Annotated in this window: 21 protein-coding genes, 1 pseudogene and 1 riboswitch; of the genes and pseudogenes, 11 read left to right on the forward strand and 11 right to left on the reverse strand. The window is 41.8% G+C overall.

Features of this window, described 5'->3' with window-relative positions; all coding sequences use genetic code 11:
- The first annotated feature begins 231 nt into the window (after window positions 1–231).
- From FTV13_RS03615 to FTV13_RS03630, 4 genes are all read left to right on the forward strand, one after another.
- The gene (locus FTV13_RS03615) at window positions 232–675 is read left to right on the forward strand and encodes a MarR family winged helix-turn-helix transcriptional regulator (RefSeq protein ID WP_180011026.1); all 444 of its coding nucleotides are present in this window, start codon (window positions 232–234) and stop codon (window positions 673–675) included.
- Window positions 672–1,871, forward strand: coding sequence for an MFS transporter (locus FTV13_RS03620; RefSeq protein ID WP_180011028.1), 1,200 nt, complete (start codon window positions 672–674; stop codon window positions 1,869–1,871). Before FTV13_RS03615 ends, FTV13_RS03620 begins: the two co-directional genes overlap by 4 nt.
- 149 nt (window positions 1,872–2,020) lie before the next feature.
- Complete coding sequence (locus FTV13_RS03625) at window positions 2,021–2,227, forward strand: helix-turn-helix transcriptional regulator (protein WP_034702754.1); 207 nt, start codon at window positions 2,021–2,023, stop codon at window positions 2,225–2,227.
- Window positions 2,224–2,448: a hypothetical protein gene (locus tag FTV13_RS03630; RefSeq protein ID WP_166138169.1), complete on the forward strand. Its 225-nt coding sequence runs from the start codon at window positions 2,224–2,226 to the stop codon at window positions 2,446–2,448. The genes FTV13_RS03625 and FTV13_RS03630 overlap by 4 nt, the downstream gene beginning before the upstream one ends.
- Before the next feature lie 150 nt (window positions 2,449–2,598).
- On the opposite strand, the gene FTV13_RS03635 is transcribed toward FTV13_RS03630, so the two are convergent.
- Entirely contained in the window at window positions 2,599–3,579 is a 981-nt protein-coding gene (locus tag FTV13_RS03635; protein WP_180011030.1) for a GlxA family transcriptional regulator, read from the reverse strand.
- A 78-nt stretch (window positions 3,580–3,657) separates the two neighbouring features.
- Here FTV13_RS03635 and FTV13_RS03640 point away from each other — a divergent pair, with 78 nt between their 5' ends.
- Window positions 3,658–5,481, forward strand: a complete 1,824-nt coding sequence (locus tag FTV13_RS03640) for an acyl-CoA dehydrogenase (RefSeq protein ID WP_180011032.1) — start codon at window positions 3,658–3,660, stop codon at window positions 5,479–5,481.
- Between the two features lie 56 nt (window positions 5,482–5,537).
- On the opposite strand, the gene FTV13_RS03645 is transcribed toward FTV13_RS03640, so the two are convergent.
- Window positions 5,538–6,752 (reverse strand): alkane 1-monooxygenase, encoded by a 1,215-nt coding sequence (locus FTV13_RS03645; RefSeq protein ID WP_180011034.1) that lies wholly within the window; start codon window positions 6,750–6,752, stop codon window positions 5,538–5,540.
- A gap of 188 nt (window positions 6,753–6,940) precedes the next feature.
- Between FTV13_RS03645 and FTV13_RS03650 the strand changes: the two genes are divergently transcribed.
- On the forward strand, window positions 6,941–7,891 hold the full coding sequence (locus tag FTV13_RS03650) for an AraC family transcriptional regulator (RefSeq protein ID WP_159122888.1): 951 nt from the start codon (window positions 6,941–6,943) through the stop codon (window positions 7,889–7,891).
- Here FTV13_RS03650 and lpxB read toward each other — a convergent pair.
- On the reverse strand, window positions 7,880–9,052 hold the full coding sequence (lpxB, locus tag FTV13_RS03655) for a lipid-A-disaccharide synthase (RefSeq protein ID WP_159122887.1): 1,173 nt from the start codon (window positions 9,050–9,052) through the stop codon (window positions 7,880–7,882). The genes FTV13_RS03650 and lpxB overlap by 12 nt on opposite strands.
- A 408-nt stretch (window positions 9,053–9,460) precedes the next feature.
- Between lpxB and FTV13_RS03660 the strand changes: the two genes are divergently transcribed.
- The 3 genes from FTV13_RS03660 (at window position 9,461) to FTV13_RS03670 (ending at window position 12,159) form a co-directional block, all read left to right on the forward strand.
- Window positions 9,461–10,351 carry a sulfite exporter TauE/SafE family protein gene (locus FTV13_RS03660; protein ID WP_159122886.1) on the forward strand — a complete coding sequence of 297 codons (891 nt, stop codon included), beginning with the start codon at window positions 9,461–9,463 and terminating at the stop codon, window positions 10,349–10,351.
- Between the two features lie 127 nt (window positions 10,352–10,478).
- Window positions 10,479–11,570: a 3-deoxy-7-phosphoheptulonate synthase gene (locus FTV13_RS03665; RefSeq protein ID WP_125278643.1), complete on the forward strand. Its 1,092-nt coding sequence runs from the start codon at window positions 10,479–10,481 to the stop codon at window positions 11,568–11,570.
- A gap of 64 nt (window positions 11,571–11,634) precedes the next feature.
- On the forward strand, window positions 11,635–12,159 hold the full coding sequence (locus tag FTV13_RS03670; RefSeq protein ID WP_125278644.1) for a protein tyrosine phosphatase family protein: 525 nt from the start codon (window positions 11,635–11,637) through the stop codon (window positions 12,157–12,159).
- 2 nt (window positions 12,160–12,161) lie between these two features.
- On the opposite strand, the gene ispF is transcribed toward FTV13_RS03670, so the two are convergent.
- Window positions 12,162–12,650: a 2-C-methyl-D-erythritol 2,4-cyclodiphosphate synthase gene (ispF, locus tag FTV13_RS03675; protein WP_034171374.1), complete on the reverse strand. Its 489-nt coding sequence runs from the start codon at window positions 12,648–12,650 to the stop codon at window positions 12,162–12,164.
- A gap of 99 nt (window positions 12,651–12,749) precedes the next feature.
- Here ispF and FTV13_RS03680 point away from each other — a divergent pair, with 99 nt between their 5' ends.
- Window positions 12,750–13,403 carry a hypothetical protein gene (locus tag FTV13_RS03680; protein ID WP_159122884.1) on the forward strand — a complete coding sequence of 218 codons (654 nt, stop codon included), beginning with the start codon at window positions 12,750–12,752 and terminating at the stop codon, window positions 13,401–13,403.
- Window positions 13,404–13,592: 189 nt separating this feature from the next.
- Here FTV13_RS03680 and FTV13_RS03685 read toward each other — a convergent pair.
- The 7 genes and pseudogenes from FTV13_RS03685 to FTV13_RS03715 form a co-directional block, all read right to left on the reverse strand.
- Window positions 13,593–14,838: pseudogene (locus FTV13_RS03685) on the reverse strand (D-amino acid dehydrogenase).
- Window positions 14,839–14,972: 134 nt separating this feature from the next.
- A riboswitch (glycine riboswitch) is annotated at window positions 14,973–15,060 on the reverse strand.
- A 291-nt stretch (window positions 15,061–15,351) separates the two neighbouring features.
- Window positions 15,352–16,260 (reverse strand): AEC family transporter, encoded by a 909-nt coding sequence (locus tag FTV13_RS03690; RefSeq protein ID WP_179993235.1) that lies wholly within the window; start codon window positions 16,258–16,260, stop codon window positions 15,352–15,354.
- Window positions 16,261–16,449: 189 nt separating this feature from the next.
- A complete protein-coding gene (locus tag FTV13_RS03695) occupies window positions 16,450–16,854 on the reverse strand; it encodes an Imm44 family immunity protein (RefSeq protein ID WP_257218452.1) in 405 nt (134 codons plus the stop codon).
- A 52-nt stretch (window positions 16,855–16,906) separates the two neighbouring features.
- Window positions 16,907–17,437 carry a GNAT family N-acetyltransferase gene (locus FTV13_RS03700; protein WP_179993236.1) on the reverse strand — a complete coding sequence of 177 codons (531 nt, stop codon included), beginning with the start codon at window positions 17,435–17,437 and terminating at the stop codon, window positions 16,907–16,909.
- 64 nt (window positions 17,438–17,501) lie between these two features.
- Entirely contained in the window at window positions 17,502–18,596 is a 1,095-nt protein-coding gene (aroC, locus tag FTV13_RS03705) for a chorismate synthase (protein ID WP_180011036.1), read from the reverse strand.
- 12 nt (window positions 18,597–18,608) lie between these two features.
- Complete coding sequence (gene prmB, locus FTV13_RS03710; protein WP_180002074.1) at window positions 18,609–19,619, reverse strand: 50S ribosomal protein L3 N(5)-glutamine methyltransferase; 1,011 nt, start codon at window positions 19,617–19,619, stop codon at window positions 18,609–18,611.
- 197 nt (window positions 19,620–19,816) lie between these two features.
- Complete coding sequence (locus FTV13_RS03715) at window positions 19,817–20,203, reverse strand: DUF1311 domain-containing protein (protein WP_180011038.1); 387 nt, start codon at window positions 20,201–20,203, stop codon at window positions 19,817–19,819.
- 201 nt (window positions 20,204–20,404) lie between these two features.
- Here FTV13_RS03715 and FTV13_RS03720 point away from each other — a divergent pair, with 201 nt between their 5' ends.
- A complete protein-coding gene (locus tag FTV13_RS03720) occupies window positions 20,405–20,713 on the forward strand; it encodes a hypothetical protein (protein WP_004785493.1) in 309 nt (102 codons plus the stop codon).
- Window positions 20,714–20,789: the final 76 nt, after the last annotated feature.

Here is a 20,789-nt window from a genome sequence, read left to right on the forward strand (position 1 = left end):
TATCTGCCCTTCAGTTATTAAGTGATGGATTTTTCTAGTGCTTAGGTAGCTTAGGCTGAATCATTCTTAAAAGTATGTAGTCTTTTGTTGATTGTTTTTTAATCAGGTTAAAGACTTGTAATAACTTAGTCAAAAAGACGTTAACCATGCAAAAATTTTCAAAATTTCCCTCTTGTCTAATTCAATAAAGAGGCGTAAATTAGGCACAATTTAGTTAGCCAGGTTAACTATATGTTTCAACCCTCTTCCAGATTTCGTTCACTGTTGCTGCGTTGCGCACGACTCATGAGTGATGAAATCAATACTATTTTGTTATCCTCCCAACTTAATTATTCCTTATGGCAAGTGCTCTATACCATTCAATCCCAACAGCAATGCACACTGGTTGATATTTCAAGCTATTTAAATGTTTCAAAACCAAGCATAACCAAACGTATCCAGCATTTAAGTGAACTCGACTTAATCTGCCAGATCGAAACCGAAGATAAACGTCAGAAATTATTCAAACTCAGCGAGCAAGGGGTTAAAACCTTTAACCTGTGTTCCAAACAGATTGATGCTTTTGAAGATCAGTTACTGCAACAGATTGACGCACATGATCTGCAAAGCAGTAAAAACACTTTGGTACAGCTGATTCAGCAATTACATCCTTCATCTCAGGAAACACCACAATGAGCCAAGATCAAGCCCGCTTATGGACCTCTAATTTCGTCCTGGTCAGTCTGGTTAATTTCCAGCTCGTTCTGGTGTTTTACCTGCTGGTGATTGTGATTGTCGGTTTCTCGGTCGCTGAACTGGGAGCATCGACTGCACAAGCCGGTCTGGTATCCGGTCTGTTTATTGTCGGAACGCTAATTGGACGCTTATTTATTGGGAAATTGCTGAATCGTCTAGGACTGAAAAATACCCTGGTGATTGGCCTGACTGGCTTTTTGCTATTTTCCGGACTTTATATGATTCCGGCCAAACTAGAAGTGTTATTGGGTATTCGTCTGATCCACGGCTTTATGATGGGTATGGCATCTACCGTACTCGGCACAGTAATTGCGCAAACCATTCCAGCAACACGACGTGGTGAAGGTATTGGTTATTTCAGTATGAGCAGTACGCTTGGTACAGCGATTGGTCCTTTTGTCGGGATCTGGCTGATGACGAATTTTAATTATCAGGTGATTTTTATCTTTACTACTATTGTTGCGCTCAGCTGCCTGATTTGCGGTCTGTTTATCCAGCCGCCGCGCCTTAAAGCGAGTGGTACATCGACTTCCTCTGTTCCACAATCTGCCAGTAAGCTTGCTCAGTATGTAGAGCCGAATGCCTTGCCGATTGCTATCATTGTCCTGCTGGTGGCTACCTGTTATTCAGGCGTATTGTCCTTTATCCACTTCTATGCCAAAGACATCAATCTGGTCGAAGCAGCCTCTTTCTTCTTCCTGATGTATGCTTTTGCCATTCTGCTGTCGCGTCCATTTACTGGCCCATTAATGGATCGTAAAGGTGAAAACATCATTATCTATCCTGCAATCGTGATTATGGCAGTAGGTATTCTAATGCTGAGTCAGGCACAAAACTCTGTGATGTTACTGGCGAGTGCCGCGTTATTAGGTTTTGGTTTCGGTAATATTCAGTCAGTGTGTCAAACCATTGCTGTAAAAAGTACCACCTTGCAACGGATGGGTCTGGCGACCTCGACTTTCTTTATTGCACTAGATGCCGGTCTTGGTTTCGGACCTTATTTCCTCGGTATGCTGCTGGATGAGGTGGGTTATCGTCAGCTTTATTTGTTTTCCGCAGTGCTTACCTTTAGTTGTCTGATCTGGTATTACCTGCTGCATGGCCGCAAGGTTAAATCGACCTCAGTCAAAGCTTAAACCAGCTGATTCAAAAATTTTTAAACGGGCATTTAGCCCGTTTTTTATATCTCAATCTTTTAAATGACACTTATTTTTATCATTATGAAATATATAGTTTACATAATGTTAAATATATATTACATTTTGAATGATGTTGGAGTAAAGACATGTTAAAGAATGACATCATCGTGTTCCGTGCTAAAAAACGTTGGACACAACAACAGCTTGCTGATGCAGTGGCAGTCAGCCGCCAAACGATTGCCGCATTAGAAAAAGAGAAGTACAACCCTTCCTTGATTCTGGCATTCAAGTTAGCAAATGCACTTGAAACGACGATTGAGGAACTGTTTAGTTATGCCGAGGAAGTAACATGACACTATATTGGGTATTGATGGCTAGTATCTTAAGTATTGTGGTGGCTGTGATTTGCTGTGAAATATATAAAATACGCTTTGAATGCTCACAAGAAGCCAAAGACGAAAGAGGAACAATGATTTTATTAAAGCAGAAGTCATTGTCCTATAACATTTTATTTTTGGGGATTAGTTCAGCCTTTTTGATCATCATCGGATTTGAAGGTTTCGGACTAAAATAGTTAGAATGTGAAATTTTCATTTACTGGATTATGTTCACCGGCTTCCTGCAAAGCATAGCATCAACCATTTATACGCATTATTTACGTAAAGATATCTTTAGCTAATATGTATGCCAAGAGAGATTTTCGAATCTTTCTTTTTATCAAAATTTAGAAACGTCGGCTAAAACGACGGCGATATTCTAAAGGTGTTAACCCTGTTTTTTTATAAAATAAACGCCGAAATGAACTTGGATCCTGATAACCGACATTTTGCATAATCAGATCTATGGCCTGATCGGTTTCTTCAAGCCGTTTGCGGGCCGCTTCAATACGAATGGCTTGCAGATACTGGTTCGGTGCAATATTTAGCGCTTGTTTAAAATGCCGGATTAAAGTACGAGTGGTGACATTAAAACGTTCTGCCAGCGCATTCAAAGTAAACTCTTCATGAAAATGCTGCTCTAACCAGTCCTGAACTTTTTGCACCAGTTCATCATGATGTGGTTGACCAATCTTCATTAATGAATAAGACAATTGACTATCACGTCGATAATCAATCACAAAGGATTTGGCAGATTGCATGGCAACTTCAAAACCATAGAAACGTTCAATCAGATGCAAGCCTAAGTCAAACCAGGCCAAGCCCCCACCTGCACAGTAAATATTCTGATCCCGGCTAATCATCATATCGGCATTGAGTTTGACCTGAGGATAACGTGCACGAAATATATCCTGAAAGCCCCAATGCGTTGTCGCCACACGACCATCTAAAATACCAGCTTCTGCCAGAAAGAAATTCCCGGTGCAGTTTCCAGCGATTAAGGTAGATTGTGCATGAGCGGAAGTTAAAAACTGAATCAGGCCTGGGTTTTCATCCAGTACCTCTGGAATAGGTGCGGCGATAGTCGGCACTACCAAAATATCGGCAGTTTGAATCTCTTTATACGCACAATGAGCTTGCAATTCCAGACCGTTAATACAACGAATTGGTTGTCCATCTGGACTGGCGATCTTGACTTTAAATAGACGTTGTACATCCTGCTGCTGAATCCGGTTCCAGCTGACGCCAGCCATGGCAAATAAGTCGACGACACCTGTAATTGCTGAAGCCAAAGCACCATCAAAGCCTAAAATCACTACCTGTTGCATATTTTTCTATTTGTCGTTTTTCACCCGTTTCATGTCATTATTGACAATCCCCCTTGATAAATGCAACTGCTAGTCTTAATGCTATCTCAAGGATTGCATATTCAGGACCGTACCGTGACTCAGCTGATTAATGATAAAAACCTCAATTTTCTGCTTTATGATGTCTTCAAACTTGAAGCTTTAACTGAACTGGAACGCTATCAGGACCATGACAAAAATACTTTTGATAGCATCCTAGAAACGGCAAAAGGCATCGCGACCGATTATTTTGCGCCGCATAATGCCAAGGCTGATCACCAAGAACCGAGCTTTGATGGCAAACAGGTGAAGACCATTGATGAAGTGAAAATAGCATGGCAACAATTTGCTGATGCTGGTCTACTCTGCGCCCAGCATGATTACGCAGACGGCGGCATGCAATTGCCGACTTTGGTGAATATGGCCTGCAATGCCTATTTCATGTCGGCCAATCCTTCGACTGTTGCCTACTCTTTTCTGACAGCCGCTGCAGCAAATCTGATTCAAGCCTTTGCCTCTCCAGAACAAAAACAAATGTTCTTGCCGCATATGCTAAGTGGCCGCTTTGCTGGAACTATGGCGATGACCGAGCCGAATGTGGGTTCCTCTTTGGGAGATCTGACCACTAAAGCGATTCCTCAGTCAGATGGAAGCTACAAAATTAAAGGCCAGAAAATGTTTATTTCTGGTGGTGATCAGGACATTACTGAAAATATTGTGCATCTAGTTCTGGCTCGTATCCAAGACGCTCCGCAAGGGGTAAAAGGTATTTCCCTATTCATCGTGCCGAAATTCAAAACCAATACAGATGGAACTGTAGGTGAATCCAATGATGTCCATCTGGCTGGCCTGCTACACAAAATGGGTTATCGTGGCACCACATCAACAGTGCTAAGCTTTGGAGAAAATGACAATTGCTTAGGCTATTTAATTGGTGAAGCGGGACATGGCCTAAAATACATGTTCAAGATGATGAATGAAGCGCGCGTTGGTGTTGGCCTCGGTGCAGCCATGATCGGTTATCGTGGTTATCTGGAGTCTCTGGACTATGCCAAGAACCGTCCTCAAGGTCGTCTGGTTCACGAAAAGACACCTGATGCCAAGCCCGTGAATATCATTGAGCATACTGATGTCAAACGCATGTTATTGGCACAAAAATCTTATGTTGAAGGTGCTTTAGCGCTGTGCTTATTTGCAGCTCGTTTAATTGATGAACATCAGGCTGCACAAGATGAAGAGAGTGCCATTTTGCTGGATCTCATTACACCAGTGGTCAAGTCCTTCCCTTCTGCCTATGGTCCTAAAGCCAATGATCTGGCGATCCAGGTCTTGGGTGGTGCGGGCTATACGCGTGAATATCCGGTGGAACAATGCTATCGGGATAACCGTCTTAATCCGATTCATGAAGGCACTTATGGGATTCAGTCTCTGGATCTATTAGGCCGTAAACTCTGGCAGCACAATGGCAAAGGCCTGACCCTGCTCATGCAACGCATCCAGAAAACCTTGTCTGAGATTCAGGATAGCAAGTTAACAGAACTGGCAGATGTCTATAAACAGCATCTTGTCACTGTGCAAAAAACCACACAGGTTTTAGGTCAGGCTCTGCATCAAGGCAAAGTTAGTGAAACTTTGGCCAATTCTGGCCTATATCTGGATATGATGGGCAAAACTATTATTGCGTGGCTGTGGCTGGAAATGGCCAATCAGGCTCAACTTAAATTTGGCACATCTTCTCAACAGGAAGATCAAGCCTTTCTGGCCGGTAAAATTCAGGCAGCTCAATATTTCATTCATTGGGAACTGCCTGAAATTGAACATCAGGCCAAATTACTGATGAACTTCGATGACACCTGTTTGAAGATGCGGAGTGAGTGGTTCTAAATAAAACTCAATAAAAAATGCGCCATTCGAGGCGCATTTTTTATTGGTTTACATTATCAAGCCGCAGCGTCTTTTAGACCAAATTTCTTAAGCAGCTTGGCACGTTTCGAAGGCAGAATATTCGCTTTAGTCAGATTGCCTTGATAATGCTGATACACACGTTGATCCATCATCTTGTACCACAATGGTGGAATCAGTGCCGGAATCAGCATGGTGGCATAACCACTTGGTAATTCTGGTGCTTCATCAAAATGTCGCAATGCCTGAAATGGTCGGCTTGGATAGGCATGATGATCCGAATGGCGTTGTAACTGGTACAGGAAAAGGTTGGTCACGATGTTGTTATTGTTCCAGCTATGTTCGGGCAAGGTTCGCTCATAGGTACCATCTGCTTTTTGCCCGCGTTTTAATCCATAGTGTTCGATATAATTCACGATTTCAAACAGGCTGATGCCATAGAGGGCCTGGGTCAGCGTATAAGGAATAATTTTCTTGCCATACATTTTCAGCATCAAGGCATGATAGCCCGCACTCATCGCCCAGCCATGAAACAGCTCATTTTCCTGACTAAAGAATTTTAAGCCTTTACGTTCCAAACGTCTTTTTTCTATCTCAATTGCTGATTTCAAGCCACCCAATACAGTACGTGGCCAGAAACGGTAGAAGGATTCACCCATTTTCGAAGATGCCGGGTCTTCTGGCGTCGCTACCCGTTTATGATGTCCATAAGGATGCTCAATCCGGAAATGGTTATAGGCCAGCGGCATCAGGCTGGCATGTGACCAGTAGTGATCTTTTTTCTGAGGGCGATGGCTCAGCTCATGTGCAGTATTCACACCGATTCCATTGATCGCCCCCATAGAAACGCCAAGTAGAACCTGATCGACCAGAGAAACATTTGGACGGGATACGACATAGCCTGCAAAAGCATTGGCAGCCATTTGCAATGGGATAAACATCTTCACGATCCGGTCATAATAAGGATCTTTGACCAATGCCTGAATCTGCTCATCATTTGGATTATTGGCATCATCACCAATTAAAGCATCTAATGTTGGGATAATCACATGTAATAATAAAGGCCCACCCATCGCAAAGACTTTTTTAGTGGCTTTGGGACCAAAATGATAGCCAGCCAGAATTCCCATACCGATCACAGGCAAACCGGGACTGAGCAGCCAGCCAAAACGTTTTTTATCCAGTTGGACACCTTTCAGCGCTGACGCATCCTGCGTGAACTGAGCTTTGCTAATTTGTGCAGGGGCATTCATTGCGACCCTCCTTTTTTATGTTACTCTGCACATATAGTTGAATATTTCAGCATTAGCGAACAGTATTGAACGTCCAGAAAAACTATGTCAGCGTCTTTGGCGCAATAGGCCAAATCTTGGCCTTAAATCACAAGACTGGGCTATTTAAATTTAATTAAATGAATTAAAACAAAAGAATAGAGTCAAGCATGGATGCTTTAAGTAAAATTTTTGATGATATTCATCTGGAAAAATCCGAATATCTCTACCTCAATGTGTTTCATCCAGGCGGGTTTGATTATCAGTATGAACCGTCCATGCTGGCTTATGTATTATTACAGGGTCAAGCGCAATTAATATTCAAAGATGGCGATTTGCTTGAGCTGCAACAAGGTGATCTGGTGTTATTGCCTGCTGGTTCTGCCCATCGGATTTCTAGTCCCGGCAATGCGGATTTTTCTGAACATCATTCGATCAATTCTTATTTTCAGACTCATGCACAGCAATGTGTGGATCTCAATATCACCCATTCAGCAGAACGCAGTTTTATCCTGGCGATTCGTTCCAATCTGGATATCCAGATGGCGAAACCGCTACTGAGTGCTTTACCTAAATTTCTGCACATTCAGCATATTCTGGGAGATACAGCACCAGAATGGTTACAAGTTGGTTTGCAATTTCTGGCATTGGAAACCCAGCAACTTCGTCCGGGACGAGACAAAATTCTGGATCATCTGGTCAGTATTTTACTGATTGAATGCGTACGAGATTATATTTTGAATCTGGAAAATGCTTCGAGCTGGCTGAATGCTCTTTCGCATCCTGAACTATCTAATGCCTTGGCAGCAATTCATGGCAAACCAGAACAGCCTTGGACCGTAGAAAGCCTGGCTGAACAATGCCATATGTCGCGTTCCAAATTTGCCCAGCTGTTTACCCAGATTGTTGGTGAGCCACCATTGGCTTATCTGCAACAGCATCGACTTCGCCTGGCAGCACAATATCTCAGAAATAGCGGATTTAGCATTCAGCAGATCGCCTATCTGGTGGGCTATTCTTCGGAAACGGCGTTTAGTCAAAGCTTTAAAAAACAGTTTGAACAAACCCCGACCCGATACCGTATTGCCTGTCAAAAAAGCAAGACGCCTTTATTGGACTAAGGCTAGTACCGCTTTGACAGGATCTTCACTGTTGCCGGAAAGCAGCTGCTTGTGCATGGTGAGATGCTGCATCACCTGAATTTGAGCTGCTTCAATATCCATCAATTTTTCAATTTCAGCAGCCAGGTTTTCAGGCGTTGCTTCTGACTGGATTAATTCTTGAATGACTTTTTTACCAGCAATGATATTTGGCAACGAGAAATAAGGAATTTTGACCAGCAATTTGGCAATCTGATAAGTCAGCCAGTGCAATTTATAAAAGGTCACCATCGGACGATGCAATAACATGGCTTCCAGTGTCGCAGTGCCTGAAGCTAACGCAATGATATTAGATGCATTCATCACCTGACGGCCAATTTTTGACTCACTACTGGTATTTTCCATCAGGCGGATATGTGCTTTTAAACTGTCCGGATATTGTGCCAGCAAGTTTTCAATCTGCTGTTTACGCATCTCATTAATGGCGGGAATCAGAAACGTATAATCCGGATATTTCTGATGCAGAATTTTGGCTGCATCCAGTACCAATGGTCCTAAGCGTTCAATTTCACCACGGCGGCTACCTGGCAGCAGTGCAATATATTTTTGTGCAGGATCTAAGCCCAGTTCTGCCTGCGCTTCAGCCAGATTATTGTTGAGGGGTAACTGACTTGCCAATGGATGACCGACAAAAGCTGCCGGAACATCCCATTTTTTGAAAAATGCTTTTTCAAATGGAAACAGGCACAGTACCAGATTAATGCTGGCCTTGATGCCATGCACACGTCCCTGACGCCATGCCCAGACCGAAGGGCTGACATATTGCACGGTCTTAATCGGTAACTGTTTTTGCTTCAGGGTCTTGGAAAGTCGCAAATTAAAATCAGGCGCATCAATTCCAATGAAAACATCGACGGGATCTTTCGTCCAGGTCTCGACCAGACCATCACGAACCGCGAACAGTTTTTTAATATCTTTCAGGACTTCAACAATGCCCATGACCGAGAGAATATCCATTGGATAGTAGCTCTTGAAGCCTTCAGCCAGCATTTGCGGCCCACCAATCCCTTCAAATTCTGCATCAATACCCTGCTCTCGAAAACTACGGATGAGCTTCGCACCAAGCGTATCTCCCGATACCTCTCCCACCACGATTCCGATTTTAAGTTTCCGATTCTGCAAGTGTATTCCCTCAAATGAGACAAATTAATTCCGTTCAGATTCTATCATAAAGCATGATTTGAGCATGCCTAAGTGTTGAACTCACAAATCTTGGCTACCTCAAATAATTAAACTACTGGAATCTGGACAATGCGCGCGCCTTAGCCCAGCTTAAAAATTAAAATAAATTTAAAGCGGCTGATCTTTAAACAAATAAATAAAAAGGCATTTTGCAGAAGCTTTATCAATTTTCATACTTAGCAATAGAAAGGTATGCTAGATGATTCAAATTAAAATATAAATCAGGATGAATTACTTTAAATTTTATAGTCTTTATCTCTTTTTAGAATAAGCAAATCAATAATCAAGACAACGACTTATATTTAAAAGTCATAAGATATGCTCGTTTTTTGATTTTGGCATATATGCATGTTTGGTCCGATTGAATTTATTTTAGCAGGTGTATTGGTTGGTTTCTGTGTTGGGATTACCGGTGTCGGTGGCGGTTCGTTGATGACCCCAATCCTGATTACACTGCTTCGGGTTGAACCGCATATCGCGATTGGTACAGACCTTCTTTATGCCGCAATTTCTAAATTCTGTGGTTCACTGGTTCATGCTAAGAAAATGAATATTGTCTGGCCTATTGTGATCTGGCTGGCGATCGGCAGTATCCCTGCCTCATTTGTGACCCACTGGGTACTAGAGAATTATCTCAGTCAATCGACACATTATAAAGCAACGCTGACCATGGTATTGGGCTTTATGCTGACCCTTACTGGTGCATCTATTGTATTCCGCAATTCTATTGAAAAGTTCTTTAATAAATACCGCAAACAAGAACTGCCTGATATGACTCAGGATCTAGACAAAGTTGACTTTAAATCTGGCAATAAACGTGTCTTGATCGTGATCATGGGTATTGTACTGGGCGTGTTTGTGACCCTGTCATCTGTCGGTGCCGGTGCTTTCGGTATTATGGCCTTGATCCTGATGTTCCCGAATCTACCCATGATCCGTATTATCGGTTCGGATGTAGTACATGCTGTACTTTTAACTTTAGTCGCAGGTCTGGGCCATATGAGTGCAGGTAATGTAGACTTTACTTTATTAGGCTGGTTACTTTGCGGTTCTATTCCAGCGATTGTGATTGGAACACTGATCAGTTCACGTATGCCAGAGAAAATTATCCGTAAAATTCTTGGGATTACCCTGTTCTGTCTTGGCGTGAATTTCATTGTGAATCCAGTCAAGTCAAAACCGGTGCAACCCGCCCAACCTGAATTGGTAACAGCAGTAGAAAAAACAGTTGCTGTTTAAACTAAATCATGGATTCATCACTTTTTTTTCAAAGAAGTATTCATCTTTTTTATAACAAAGTGACGCATCATTCATGTTATATTCAGGCTATTAAACAACCTTTTGTATGATCAAACCAGTGACGGCAATGAATACACTACAGTCAAAACCTATTTCAGCATCAGATATTGATGACGTGAATATCCAAAGCATGATTCCTTTGGTAACACCTGCTCAGTTGAAAGCAGAGTTACCTTTGACTGAAACTGCTTATCAAACCGTACTGCATGGTCGTGAAACGATTCGTAATATCCTGGATGGCAAGGATAAGCGTATTTTTGTAGTAATTGGTCCATGTTCAATTCATGATCCAGCGGCTGCGCATGAATATGCTGAACGTTTAAAAGCTTTAAGCGAAAAAGTAAAAGATAGCCTGTATATCGTAATGCGTGTTTATTTTGAAAAACCGCGTACAACTGTAGGCTGGAAAGGTCTGATCAATGACCCTGATATGAATGACTCTTTCAATATTGAGAAAGGTCTGCGTATCGGTCGTAAACTGTTACTGGAGCTGAATGAACTTGGCCTGCCATGTGCAACAGAAGCACTGGATCCAAACTCTCCACAGTACTATCAGGATTTAATTTCATGGTCAGCGATCGGTGCACGTACTACCGAGAGCCAAACTCACCGTGAAATGTCTTCTGGCCTGTCTTCACCAGTCGGCTTCAAAAATGGTACAGACGGCGGCTTAACTGTTGCGACCAATGCAATGCAATCTGTTAAACATGGTCACAGCTTCCTGGGTCTAAATGACCAAGGTCAGGTTGCGGTGATTCGTACTTCAGGGAATCCATATGCACACGTGGTTCTACGTGGCGGTAATGGCAAACCTAACTACGATGCAGGTTCAGTTGCAGATGCTGAGGCAGCGCTTGCGAAAGCCAAAGTCAGCGGCAAGATCATGATTGATGCCAGCCACGCAAACTCAAATAAAGACCCGTACTTACAACCGCTTGTCTTAAAAAATATTACTGAACAAATTCTTGATGGAAACAAGTCAATTGTTGGTATTATGGTAGAAAGTCACCTGAAAGGTGGCCGTCAGGATATTCCTGCCAATCTTTGTGATCTGGAATATGGAAAATCAGTGACTGATGGCTGTATCGATTGGGAGACCACAGAAAAAGTGTTGCTTGACATGCATGAGGCATTGAAGGACGTTTTACCTAATCGTTAAACGAACTGACAAACGCCATCGACAAGATGGCGTTTTCATTTCTGAACAAGGAAAATTTTATCTGATGAATGAAATTGAAACTGCATTAAGTCAAATTGAAAATTTTCAGTTCATCCATGACCATCTGTTCAGCTCTGGTCAGCCGACAACTGAACAACTGAGGTTGATTAAAGAATACGGCGTATCCACCGTAATCAATGTGGCATTAACAGATAGCGATCATCATCTGTTACATGAAGATAAAATTTGTCTTGATCTTGGCCTGAACTATATCCAGTTGCCGATCTCCTGGGAAACCCCTTCGGATAGCCAATGCCTGCTGGTACTGGATCTGATTGATCATCTGGTCAAAGAACAAATGGTCTGGGTACATTGTACGCAGAATTATCATGTCAGCTGCCTGATGTATTTATATCGACAATACTATATGGATATGGACATGCCGACTGCACAGGAATATCTGCATCAGCTCTGGGAACCGAATGAAACCTGGACCGGTTTAATTCATGCGGTTGCCCTACAGCTGCAAGGCCGTAAAGCAACACAGGAACTGGAATTATCCCTGATTCATCCTAATAACTTCGGTTGATGTTATTTGTAATGACTGATCAGAACAGTTGCCATAGACAGAATACCTTCCTGACGACCAGTAAATCCTAATTTTTCAGTGGTTGTGGCTTTAATACTGATTTGAGTCACATCCACATCCAGTACATCGGCAATGCTCTGACGCATTTCCAGGTTATGTTTAGCCAGCTTTGGACGTTCACAAGCTACAGTGATGTCAGCATTATTTAGGCGATAACCACGATCCAAAATTAGCTGATAGACATGCTTTAATAAAACCTTGCTGTCTGCACCTTTAAACTGCGGATCGGTATCTGGAAAATGCTGGCCAATATCGCCTAGCGCCAAGGCACCTAGCAAAGCATCACAAAGTGCATGTAAAACCACATCACCATCAGAGTGTGCTTTCAAGCCATGCGTATGTGGAATCTGAATACCTGCCAGAGTGACAAAATCACCTTCTTCAAATGCATGTACATCCAGTCCCTGACCAATACGAATTTGTGCAATCACTTTTATATCCTTTAGAAATAACTGATTGAAATCTTGTACACGACGTTTCTATTTCGCTATAGTTAGACCTAGCGTAACACAGTGAAAGTATAAGCGATCATGCTACTGAAAACTGATATAAATATGATGAAAATAATGGGACTTTTACTCGGGACAGGCCTTTTTGCTAGCAGCATTCATGCTGAATCGCTGGACTGTAACAGTCATCATAACAATAACGCAGCCATGAAAAAGATCTGCTCAGCCTCTCTTGATGAACCGCGTGAAAAACTGACAGATCAATATTTTACCGCTTTTCTGATTACAGATGCGCCTGTTCGCTTATTACAAGATACTCAGCAGCTATGGAGTACACGCTTACAGCAATGTAAGACGCTGGACTGCTTTAAACAGCAATTTGACCAGCGTCTGGATGACCTCAATATTTATATTTCCCTAAATCAGAGCCTGACTCAGCACTATCTCAAGTTTGAACAGGGACAAATGGCCAAGCAGCCGATTCATCTTAAGATTCATCAGCTGACGAAAGATCGCATCAAGATTGAAGGGATCGCCTACCGCAATCCGAATAATCGTGCAGAAACCCAGACCATTCCTTTTTTGGCCTATACCACGACGGAAACTAAAAGCCAGATTACGGATAATGAGCATGACTGCAAATATACCTTTAACTATAGCAAGGCAATCTTGACGGTCAGTACTGAACAAAAAGGCTGTGAGCGCTTTAGTGGTATTTATCGTTTATATGATTAAACAGCCGACTTTTATTTTTATCTATCAATGTCCTAATTAATATTTAAAAATTTAAACTAGAAATTTCCTCTCCTTATAGGAGAGGTTTTTATAAAGATTCCCTTGACCCTAATTTTTTGCTCAGGTAGAAGGAGCTTAATGAATAATTATTTTTTGATCTTTAAAATAACCCGAAAGCGGGCTATTTACTTAGGCTGGATAGTGCTGAGCTATTTCCTGACTGATCATCGCTGCGGTTGCCGCTGATAATGTCCAGCCCAAGTGTCCATGACCGGTGTTGTAAAAGACACGTTCCTGTCTACCACGGCGCACCACTGGCATCATGTTCGGCATCATGGGACGCAGACCTGCCCATGGAACCACATGTTCAGTACACAGATCGAAATTGCGTTGTGTCCAGTCAATTAAAGGCTGAATTCGGTCAACACGAATATCCCGATTATAACCATTAAATTCCGCGGTTCCTGCAACACGTAAGCGGTCTTTACCTAAACGTGACAAGACGATCTTGGCGCTCTCATCTAGCAGACTGACCCAAGGAGCATTTTGCTGACTTTGCTCATCATTCAGCTGTACGGTAATTGAATAGCCTTTTACCGGATAGACATTCACTCGCTCACCCAACAGATCTGCCAACTGATAACTGCTTACGCCTGCACATACCACAATGGCATCCGCCTGAATCTCGAGCACATCTTCAGCATTGGCACGCACATTTTCAGGGCTTGGTCTGCATTTAACTATAATCTGCTGTGCTTGGTGATCGACCGCAAATACATCCTGACCAAATTCGAAGTTCACCCCTTTTTTCATACAGGCATTTGCCAGTCCAGTACTGAATTTATGAATATCTCCAGTCGCATCACTCTGGCAATAAAACCCCGCGTAATAATCCCCAGTTAATGCAGGTTCAATCTGCTTGATTTCTTCATTGCTGATGGCATTACGTTCCAGACCACCACTACACAACAGATCATTGACCTTAATTGCGACATCATAATCAGCTTTATTATGGTAGAAATCGTAGAATTCCGCGCTTTTCCAGATCAAAATCAATCTGCTCAATTTCGGCAATTTCAAACAGACGTTTTCTGGCCAGTAATGCGATTTTTACCGTTTCCCGGGTATTGGTTTCATAGTTTTTAATATGACCTAGAAATTCCATCAGCCAGCTATATTTATGCAGACTAAAAGAAGGATTAAGCAATAGCGGTGCGGTTTTTTGTGACATCCATTTGATGCCTTTCAACACAGTGGCTTTTTGATTCCAGACTTCTGCATTACAGGCAGAAAGTTGCCCGCCATTAGCAAAGGATGTTTCCATAGCGGGATAAAGATGACGGTCAACCACCGTGACCTGATAACCGAGTAAGGCGAGCTCATAAGCTGTTGTTACACCGGTAATGCCTGCCCCCACCACAATAACATGACGCATAGACACCTCTCCTCAATATGTGATGTCTTTCCCATCTGTCATGTGTACCTGAGAGCTTCGGTGACTGCATCATAGCTGTATGCAGCAACCTTCCCCCTTCGGTGAGTGATTCAACACTTCTCTCCAGAGTTTAATATATTATTGCAGTCCTTTTGCCTGAGAGTTTCCTGGGACCTTGCTCCTTCGGCGAATGCAGTAGCATTTCTCTCCTGCAATAATATTTTTATTATCCTGAGCAATTTATATACCATCTTATCGGAGACTACAGTTTTTTATTTATGTTAATTCACGTGATTTAAGTGGTAACGATACTTTCAATAAATTTAGAAGAAATAACACTATCTATTTCAAACGAATTTTAAGATTTTAATTTGGTTTTTTGCCTCATTTTCCTACGTCATGCTGCAATGCAAGGCATTTAAGAAAAGCAATAATGTTAATAATTGCTTAGGCTATTTATAGGATTGATTTAATATTAGACTTTAATATATGGCCGACTTTCAGATCCTAAAATTAAATTAACCAGGAAAGAATCAACATGAGAGATCCAGCCGCGACTACCGTTTGCATACTGATAATACTGGCCATGAACTGGCTATCTCCGCCATAGACACGCGTCAGTACATAGGAAGCTGAAGCAGTAGGTAAAGCAAAAAACAACACCAGTACCTGGGTGGTTAAAGGATCAATATCAAATAATTGGCAGACAAAGAAAGCAGCAAGTGGCATTCCTAATAAACGTCCAAAAGTCGCCAGACCTAATGGGAAGATATCTCGCTGGAAGCCTTGGAACTGTAAGGCAGCCCCCACACACATCAAGCCAAGCGGCAAACTGCATAAGGCAATCTGTTTTAAGAATAATTCAAACCCAGCCCAGAGTGATAAGCCTGAAAGATTAAATAGGCCTCCAACAAGAGAACCTAGAATTAAAGGGTTCTTTAACAGATCAATCAGGATTTTGAAGATCTGCATATCTGAACTACGGGTAAATGCCAGTACAGATAAGATATTGACCAGTGGAATACATAACACCATCACTACGGCGAAAATGGTCATGCCCTGCTGATGAAATAAAGCATTCACTGCTGCAAGTCCGATATAGGTATTAAAACGCAGGAGTGCCTGCACATAGACCCCAAAACGTGCATAGCCAATCTGATAAATCTTGCGCATCACATATAGAGCAATACTGACCACTGCCATAAGGCTAAAGACCACCAGAACCACATCTTTAATGACTGCCATTTCAATCTTGGCTACGGCCAGATTTAAAAATAGCATGACTGGAAACAGGACAAAATAATTAAGTTTTTCTGCCCCACGCCAGAAACTATCTTCCAGCCATTTCCTTTGTTTTAATACATAGCCCAAAGTAATCAGGCCAATAAGCGGAAACAGTACAGTGAAGATAGTCTGAAACATTGAACAACTCATGATATGGGTTTTGCGGCAATCGCATCCAATTCAATTGCCTGTCAATGAGCAAGGATACAACAACCGGCTCGTTTCAAGATAAAAATAGTGGAAAATTCAATGGATAATAAATAAAAAACACTCTCGCTGGCTTTAATTAAAATACGCTTTAAATCCAACTTTCATCTTTTGCAACATTTAGTGCATCATTTTTAGTCTTTCAAGCTCCTCATAAACCTTTGCATCAAGCTTCGGACGGACTTTTTCAAACTTAACTTTTAACAAATCCAGGCTTCTTAAGAGCATCCTAAAAATGAGTCTCTCACGGCCTAAATCATCTGTTGCCTTAAAAGTTGTTGGATCAATCCTTAAACGGAAATCCATATTTCTACGTTTAAATGAATAAAAAATACGTTCATCAAAACTATCATTTCCCATTATAATTTCAATGCACTTCCATTTATCTATCGGAATATCATACGACTTATTTTGTAGTTGAGCATTTAAGGCATTTTCTACTGCGTTACGTGCTTTATTTTCGAGATCAAGATGATCTTCTGTTAACACTTCCCTACTTAATTCAGCACTTAACCATACTTCCATTCATATATCCTGTCATTATTCTTATTAAACACACTTAGAATCAAACATAGATTCAAATAACTTCATCAATCTTTTCGAGACTCTTTTCTAAAATCACCAGATTTAAATCTACTAAAGGCTGTCCAACATCTGCATCCAGTGGATAACTCTCTGTTTTGCCGGTTTGGTGATAACCACGACGCTCATAATACGCGATTAATTCAATGCGAACATTAAGAACAGACATTCTAAGTTTTTTGAAAGGTATTTTTTCTCTAGAGTATTGCTCAGCGAAATCTAACAATATTCGGCCATAACCTGAATTTTGCCGGACTGGGTCAATAGCAAAACTGCCGATTTCAAAACAATCTGGCAAGTGTGTCAGACCAATACAACCCACCAGTTGATCATTATTTTCCAAGACATAAAGTTCGAAATCAGGCCGTGCTAAAAGTTCACTTAACTGAGCCTCATTAATTCGATCACCTAAAAAAATGTCATGTTCATGCGTCCAGCCCAAATTAGATCGATAAGCTGTATTGATCAACTTAACAATGCTTTGAATGTCCGTAGCTTGGGCTAAACGAATATTGTTATTTTTCATTTTATAAATATAAAAAAGCCAGACCGAAGCCTGACTTTAATTTCATTTGCTTCTATAAAGCAAATTATTTAGGTTCAATTGGCTCAAACGGCGCAACGACATCGGCATTTTGTGCACGATGGCGCATGAAGTGATCCATCAAAACAATTGCTAGCATCGCTTCAGCAATTGGGGTTGCACGTACACCCACGCAAGGATCATGACGGCCTTTGGTCAGGACATCCGTATCTTCACGATTAATGGTAATGGTTTTACCCGGAGTTGTGATGGAAGCCGTTGGTTTCAACGCAATCGAAACACGAATATCCTGACCGCTAGAAATACCACCTAAGATACCGCCAGCATGGTTCGCCAGGAAGCCATCTGTTGTGAGTTCATCACGGGTTTCATGACCGAACTGCTCAGCGACACCAAAACCATCACCAATTTCCACGCCTTTCACGGCATTGATTGACATCATCGCATGAGCAATATCAGCATCTAAACGATCAAATACTGGTTCACCCCAACCGACAGGAACTTTCGAAGCAATAATTTCAAGGCGTGCGCCACAGCTTGTGCCCTGTTCACGTAATGAAGTCACGAGTGCTTCAAAACGTGGAACGGCATCAACATCACCACAGAAGAACGGGTTATTTGGCACTTCATTCCAGTCCAGTTTTTCTGCTTTTTCAGTACCGATTTGGGTCACATGACCACGGATTTCAATACCAAATTTCTCAAACAGGAATTTCTTGGCAATCGCACCTGCTGCTACACGCATCGCAGTTTCACGCGCACTTGAACGGCCACCGCCACGATAATCACGGAAACCATACTTCTGGCTATAGGTATAGTCTGCATGACCCGGGCGGAAAGTTTGCGCGATATTGCCATAATCTTTCGATTTTTGATCCGTATTACGGATTAAAAGACCGATTGAAGTACCGGTGGTTTTACCCTCAAATACACCGGAAATAATTTCAACTTCATCCGGTTCTTTACGCTGTGTTGCAAATTTTGAAGTACCTGGCTTACGACGGTCCAGATCCTTTTGCAAATCGGCTTCAGACAGTTCAATCCCTGGTGGAACCCCATCAATAATGGCCATTAAGCCAACACCATGAGATTCACCACAAGTCGTTACACGGAAGAGTTGCCCTATACTATTACCTGCCATGTCAACGACTCCTTATGAATTAACAGATTGAATGAATAAATCACGATATTGACGGCATTGGGCTGCAGTCAGTGCAAAAATACCTGAACCACCACGTTGGAACTGCAACCAGTGGAAATCAACTGTATTGAAGTTTTGCTTCATCGCCCATTCAGAATTACCCACTTCAATCACGATCAGGCCGTCTTCAGTCAGGTAATCAGCTGCTTGAGCCAGCATCTTACGAACCAGATCCAGACCGTCTTGACCAGCAGCCAATGCCAGCTCTGGCTCATGATGGAATTCATCAGGAAGATCAGCCATATCCTCTGCATCGACATATGGAGGATTAGATACGATTAGATCATATTGGTTTTCAGCTGGAATTTTAGCGAACAGATCAGATTCAAGTAATGCTACTTGGTACTGCTTACTGTGATGTTCACAGTTAATCTGAGCCACTTCCAAAGCTTCTTTAGAAATATCAGTTGCATCCACTTCTGAATCCGGGAAAGCATAGGCCAATGCAATCGCAATACAGCCAGAACCGGTACACATATCCAGAATGCGTTGTGGAGTTTTTGGATTCGGGTTTTCTGGCAGGTTATTTACTGCTGTGCCCATTTCACCATTTTCAGTCAGGCAATAAGGAGCAAAGCGGTTTTCAATCAGCTCGACAATTGGCGAACGTGGAATCAGAACACGCTCATCGACATAGAATGGCTTACCGAAGAAATAGGCCAGATTCAATAAGTAAGAGGTTGGAACACGTTCATTAATGCGGCGTTCCAGCAAGCTCAAGAACTCAGCGACTTCACTCGGCAATAATTTAGAATCCAGAATTTCAGGGTCTGCATTCCAGTCCAGTGACAAGGTTTGCAGAACCAGCGCTGAACTTTCAGCAAAATAATCTTCTGTACCTTGACCTAAGTGCGCATCGTATTGACGTAATGCTGTAACTCCAAAACGAATAAAATCACGAATGGTAGTTAAATTTTCAGCGGCTTCCTGCAAATGTTCAGGGCTAATAGTCGGTCGATCCACTTAAGGCGTCTCCAAGGTCATTTTTTAAAACGCCTTATGATACCTTGTTTTGAGGTCTTTTATAATGCCAAAACCATGAAAAACCCGAATTCTCCATGGTTTATCAATTACAGCTCTTCTGGATTTCAGACAGATTAGAATCCTGCTTTTTAAGATTTATCGCTATTTCCGGAAGGATTTATTAACTTAAAACCAGTTTAAGCACCGGCACGATAAGAACGCGATTGATACAAATTCGCCTGATCTTTTACCATCTCTAGCGCACATTGACCCTGTTTAATCTGGGCATATTGGGTATTCATGGTCAGCTTGCATTGCTGTGATAGTTTACGTTGCCACAACGTATGCTGATCACGAATATTATTACGATAGCCCGCATTCAATTTCAGATAAGTCTTATAGTTTTTCTTCAGACGTTTATTCTGTGCTTTTAATTCTTTTTTCACACATTTTTGTAGTTTAGCTGTATTGCCATAACTAAAGTTCATGCACTGGGTATATTCCTGAGAATAACCTGTAGCCGCCTGAACCTGTAATGCCATTGTCCCCAAACAACCTGCCATTAATAAACATGCAAAACGCATAATAACCCCTTCACCAAAACTGGCTTGTTTCCAATCAATATTGAATAATGAATCTTGTTTAAATTATTGCCTGATACTAACTTAGTCCTCGATAAAATCCTATATTTTTCTCGCTTAAAAAGATGTCACAGTTCTTTGGTTGAAACTTGATTTTATGGCCGCATATAATTCGGCAATGATGTCCAAACGAGCCCAGATCTTATGAGCTATAAGCACAACAATCTTATGGCCATGCGCCAGAACTACTGGAATGACCAGTTATCCAGTCAGGTGCAGCAGGAAAAGGTATTTTTACAAACTACATTAATGCAGCAAGGCGTATTTAGTAGCGCGACACTGGAAGATGCCAAATACCTGTTTTTCAGCTTGCCAAGCATCATTATTGTGAAGGGTTATGCGCTGGGTTTTATGCATGAAACAGTCCAGAACCTAATTCATCAACATATTCAAACAAATAAACAACAGTTACAACAACGATCTGAATTAAAAATTCAATTTCAAATGTCATAATATTCACCCTACACTGGTCAAAACGGCAAGTGATATGCTCTTGCCGAGATTTTCACCGTGAATTCAGCGGCTTAAA

Source organism: Acinetobacter sp. YH12235 (genome assembly GCF_013417705.1).
In the GTDB taxonomy this organism is placed as follows: domain Bacteria; phylum Pseudomonadota; class Gammaproteobacteria; order Pseudomonadales; family Moraxellaceae; genus Acinetobacter.

Coding starts and splice junctions, on each gene's coding strand:
- FTV13_RS03615 (WP_180011026.1), top strand. CDS start 232: ATGTTTCAACCCTCTTCCAGATTTCGTTCACTGTTGCTGCGTTGCGCA.
- FTV13_RS03620 (WP_180011028.1), top strand. CDS start 672: ATGAGCCAAGATCAAGCCCGCTTATGGACCTCTAATTTCGTCCTGGTC.
- FTV13_RS03625 (WP_034702754.1), top strand. CDS start 2,021: ATGTTAAAGAATGACATCATCGTGTTCCGTGCTAAAAAACGTTGGACA.
- FTV13_RS03630 (WP_166138169.1), top strand. CDS start 2,224: ATGACACTATATTGGGTATTGATGGCTAGTATCTTAAGTATTGTGGTG.
- FTV13_RS03635 (WP_180011030.1), bottom strand. CDS start 3,579: ATGCAACAGGTAGTGATTTTAGGCTTTGATGGTGCTTTGGCTTCAGCA.
- FTV13_RS03640 (WP_180011032.1), top strand. CDS start 3,658: ATGCTATCTCAAGGATTGCATATTCAGGACCGTACCGTGACTCAGCTG.
- FTV13_RS03645 (WP_180011034.1), bottom strand. CDS start 6,752: ATGAATGCCCCTGCACAAATTAGCAAAGCTCAGTTCACGCAGGATGCG.
- FTV13_RS03650 (WP_159122888.1), top strand. CDS start 6,941: ATGGATGCTTTAAGTAAAATTTTTGATGATATTCATCTGGAAAAATCC.
- FTV13_RS03660 (WP_159122886.1), top strand. CDS start 9,461: ATGTTTGGTCCGATTGAATTTATTTTAGCAGGTGTATTGGTTGGTTTC.
- FTV13_RS03665 (WP_125278643.1), top strand. CDS start 10,479: ATGAATACACTACAGTCAAAACCTATTTCAGCATCAGATATTGATGAC.
- FTV13_RS03670 (WP_125278644.1), top strand. CDS start 11,635: ATGAATGAAATTGAAACTGCATTAAGTCAAATTGAAAATTTTCAGTTC.
- FTV13_RS03680 (WP_159122884.1), top strand. CDS start 12,750: ATGCTACTGAAAACTGATATAAATATGATGAAAATAATGGGACTTTTA.
- FTV13_RS03690 (WP_179993235.1), bottom strand. CDS start 16,260: ATGTTTCAGACTATCTTCACTGTACTGTTTCCGCTTATTGGCCTGATT.
- FTV13_RS03695 (WP_257218452.1), bottom strand. CDS start 16,854: ATGGAAGTATGGTTAAGTGCTGAATTAAGTAGGGAAGTGTTAACAGAA.
- FTV13_RS03700 (WP_179993236.1), bottom strand. CDS start 17,437: ATGAAAAATAACAATATTCGTTTAGCCCAAGCTACGGACATTCAAAGC.
- aroC (WP_180011036.1), bottom strand. CDS start 18,596: ATGGCAGGTAATAGTATAGGGCAACTCTTCCGTGTAACGACTTGTGGT.
- FTV13_RS03715 (WP_180011038.1), bottom strand. CDS start 20,203: ATGCGTTTTGCATGTTTATTAATGGCAGGTTGTTTGGGGACAATGGCA.
- FTV13_RS03720 (WP_004785493.1), top strand. CDS start 20,405: ATGAGCTATAAGCACAACAATCTTATGGCCATGCGCCAGAACTACTGG.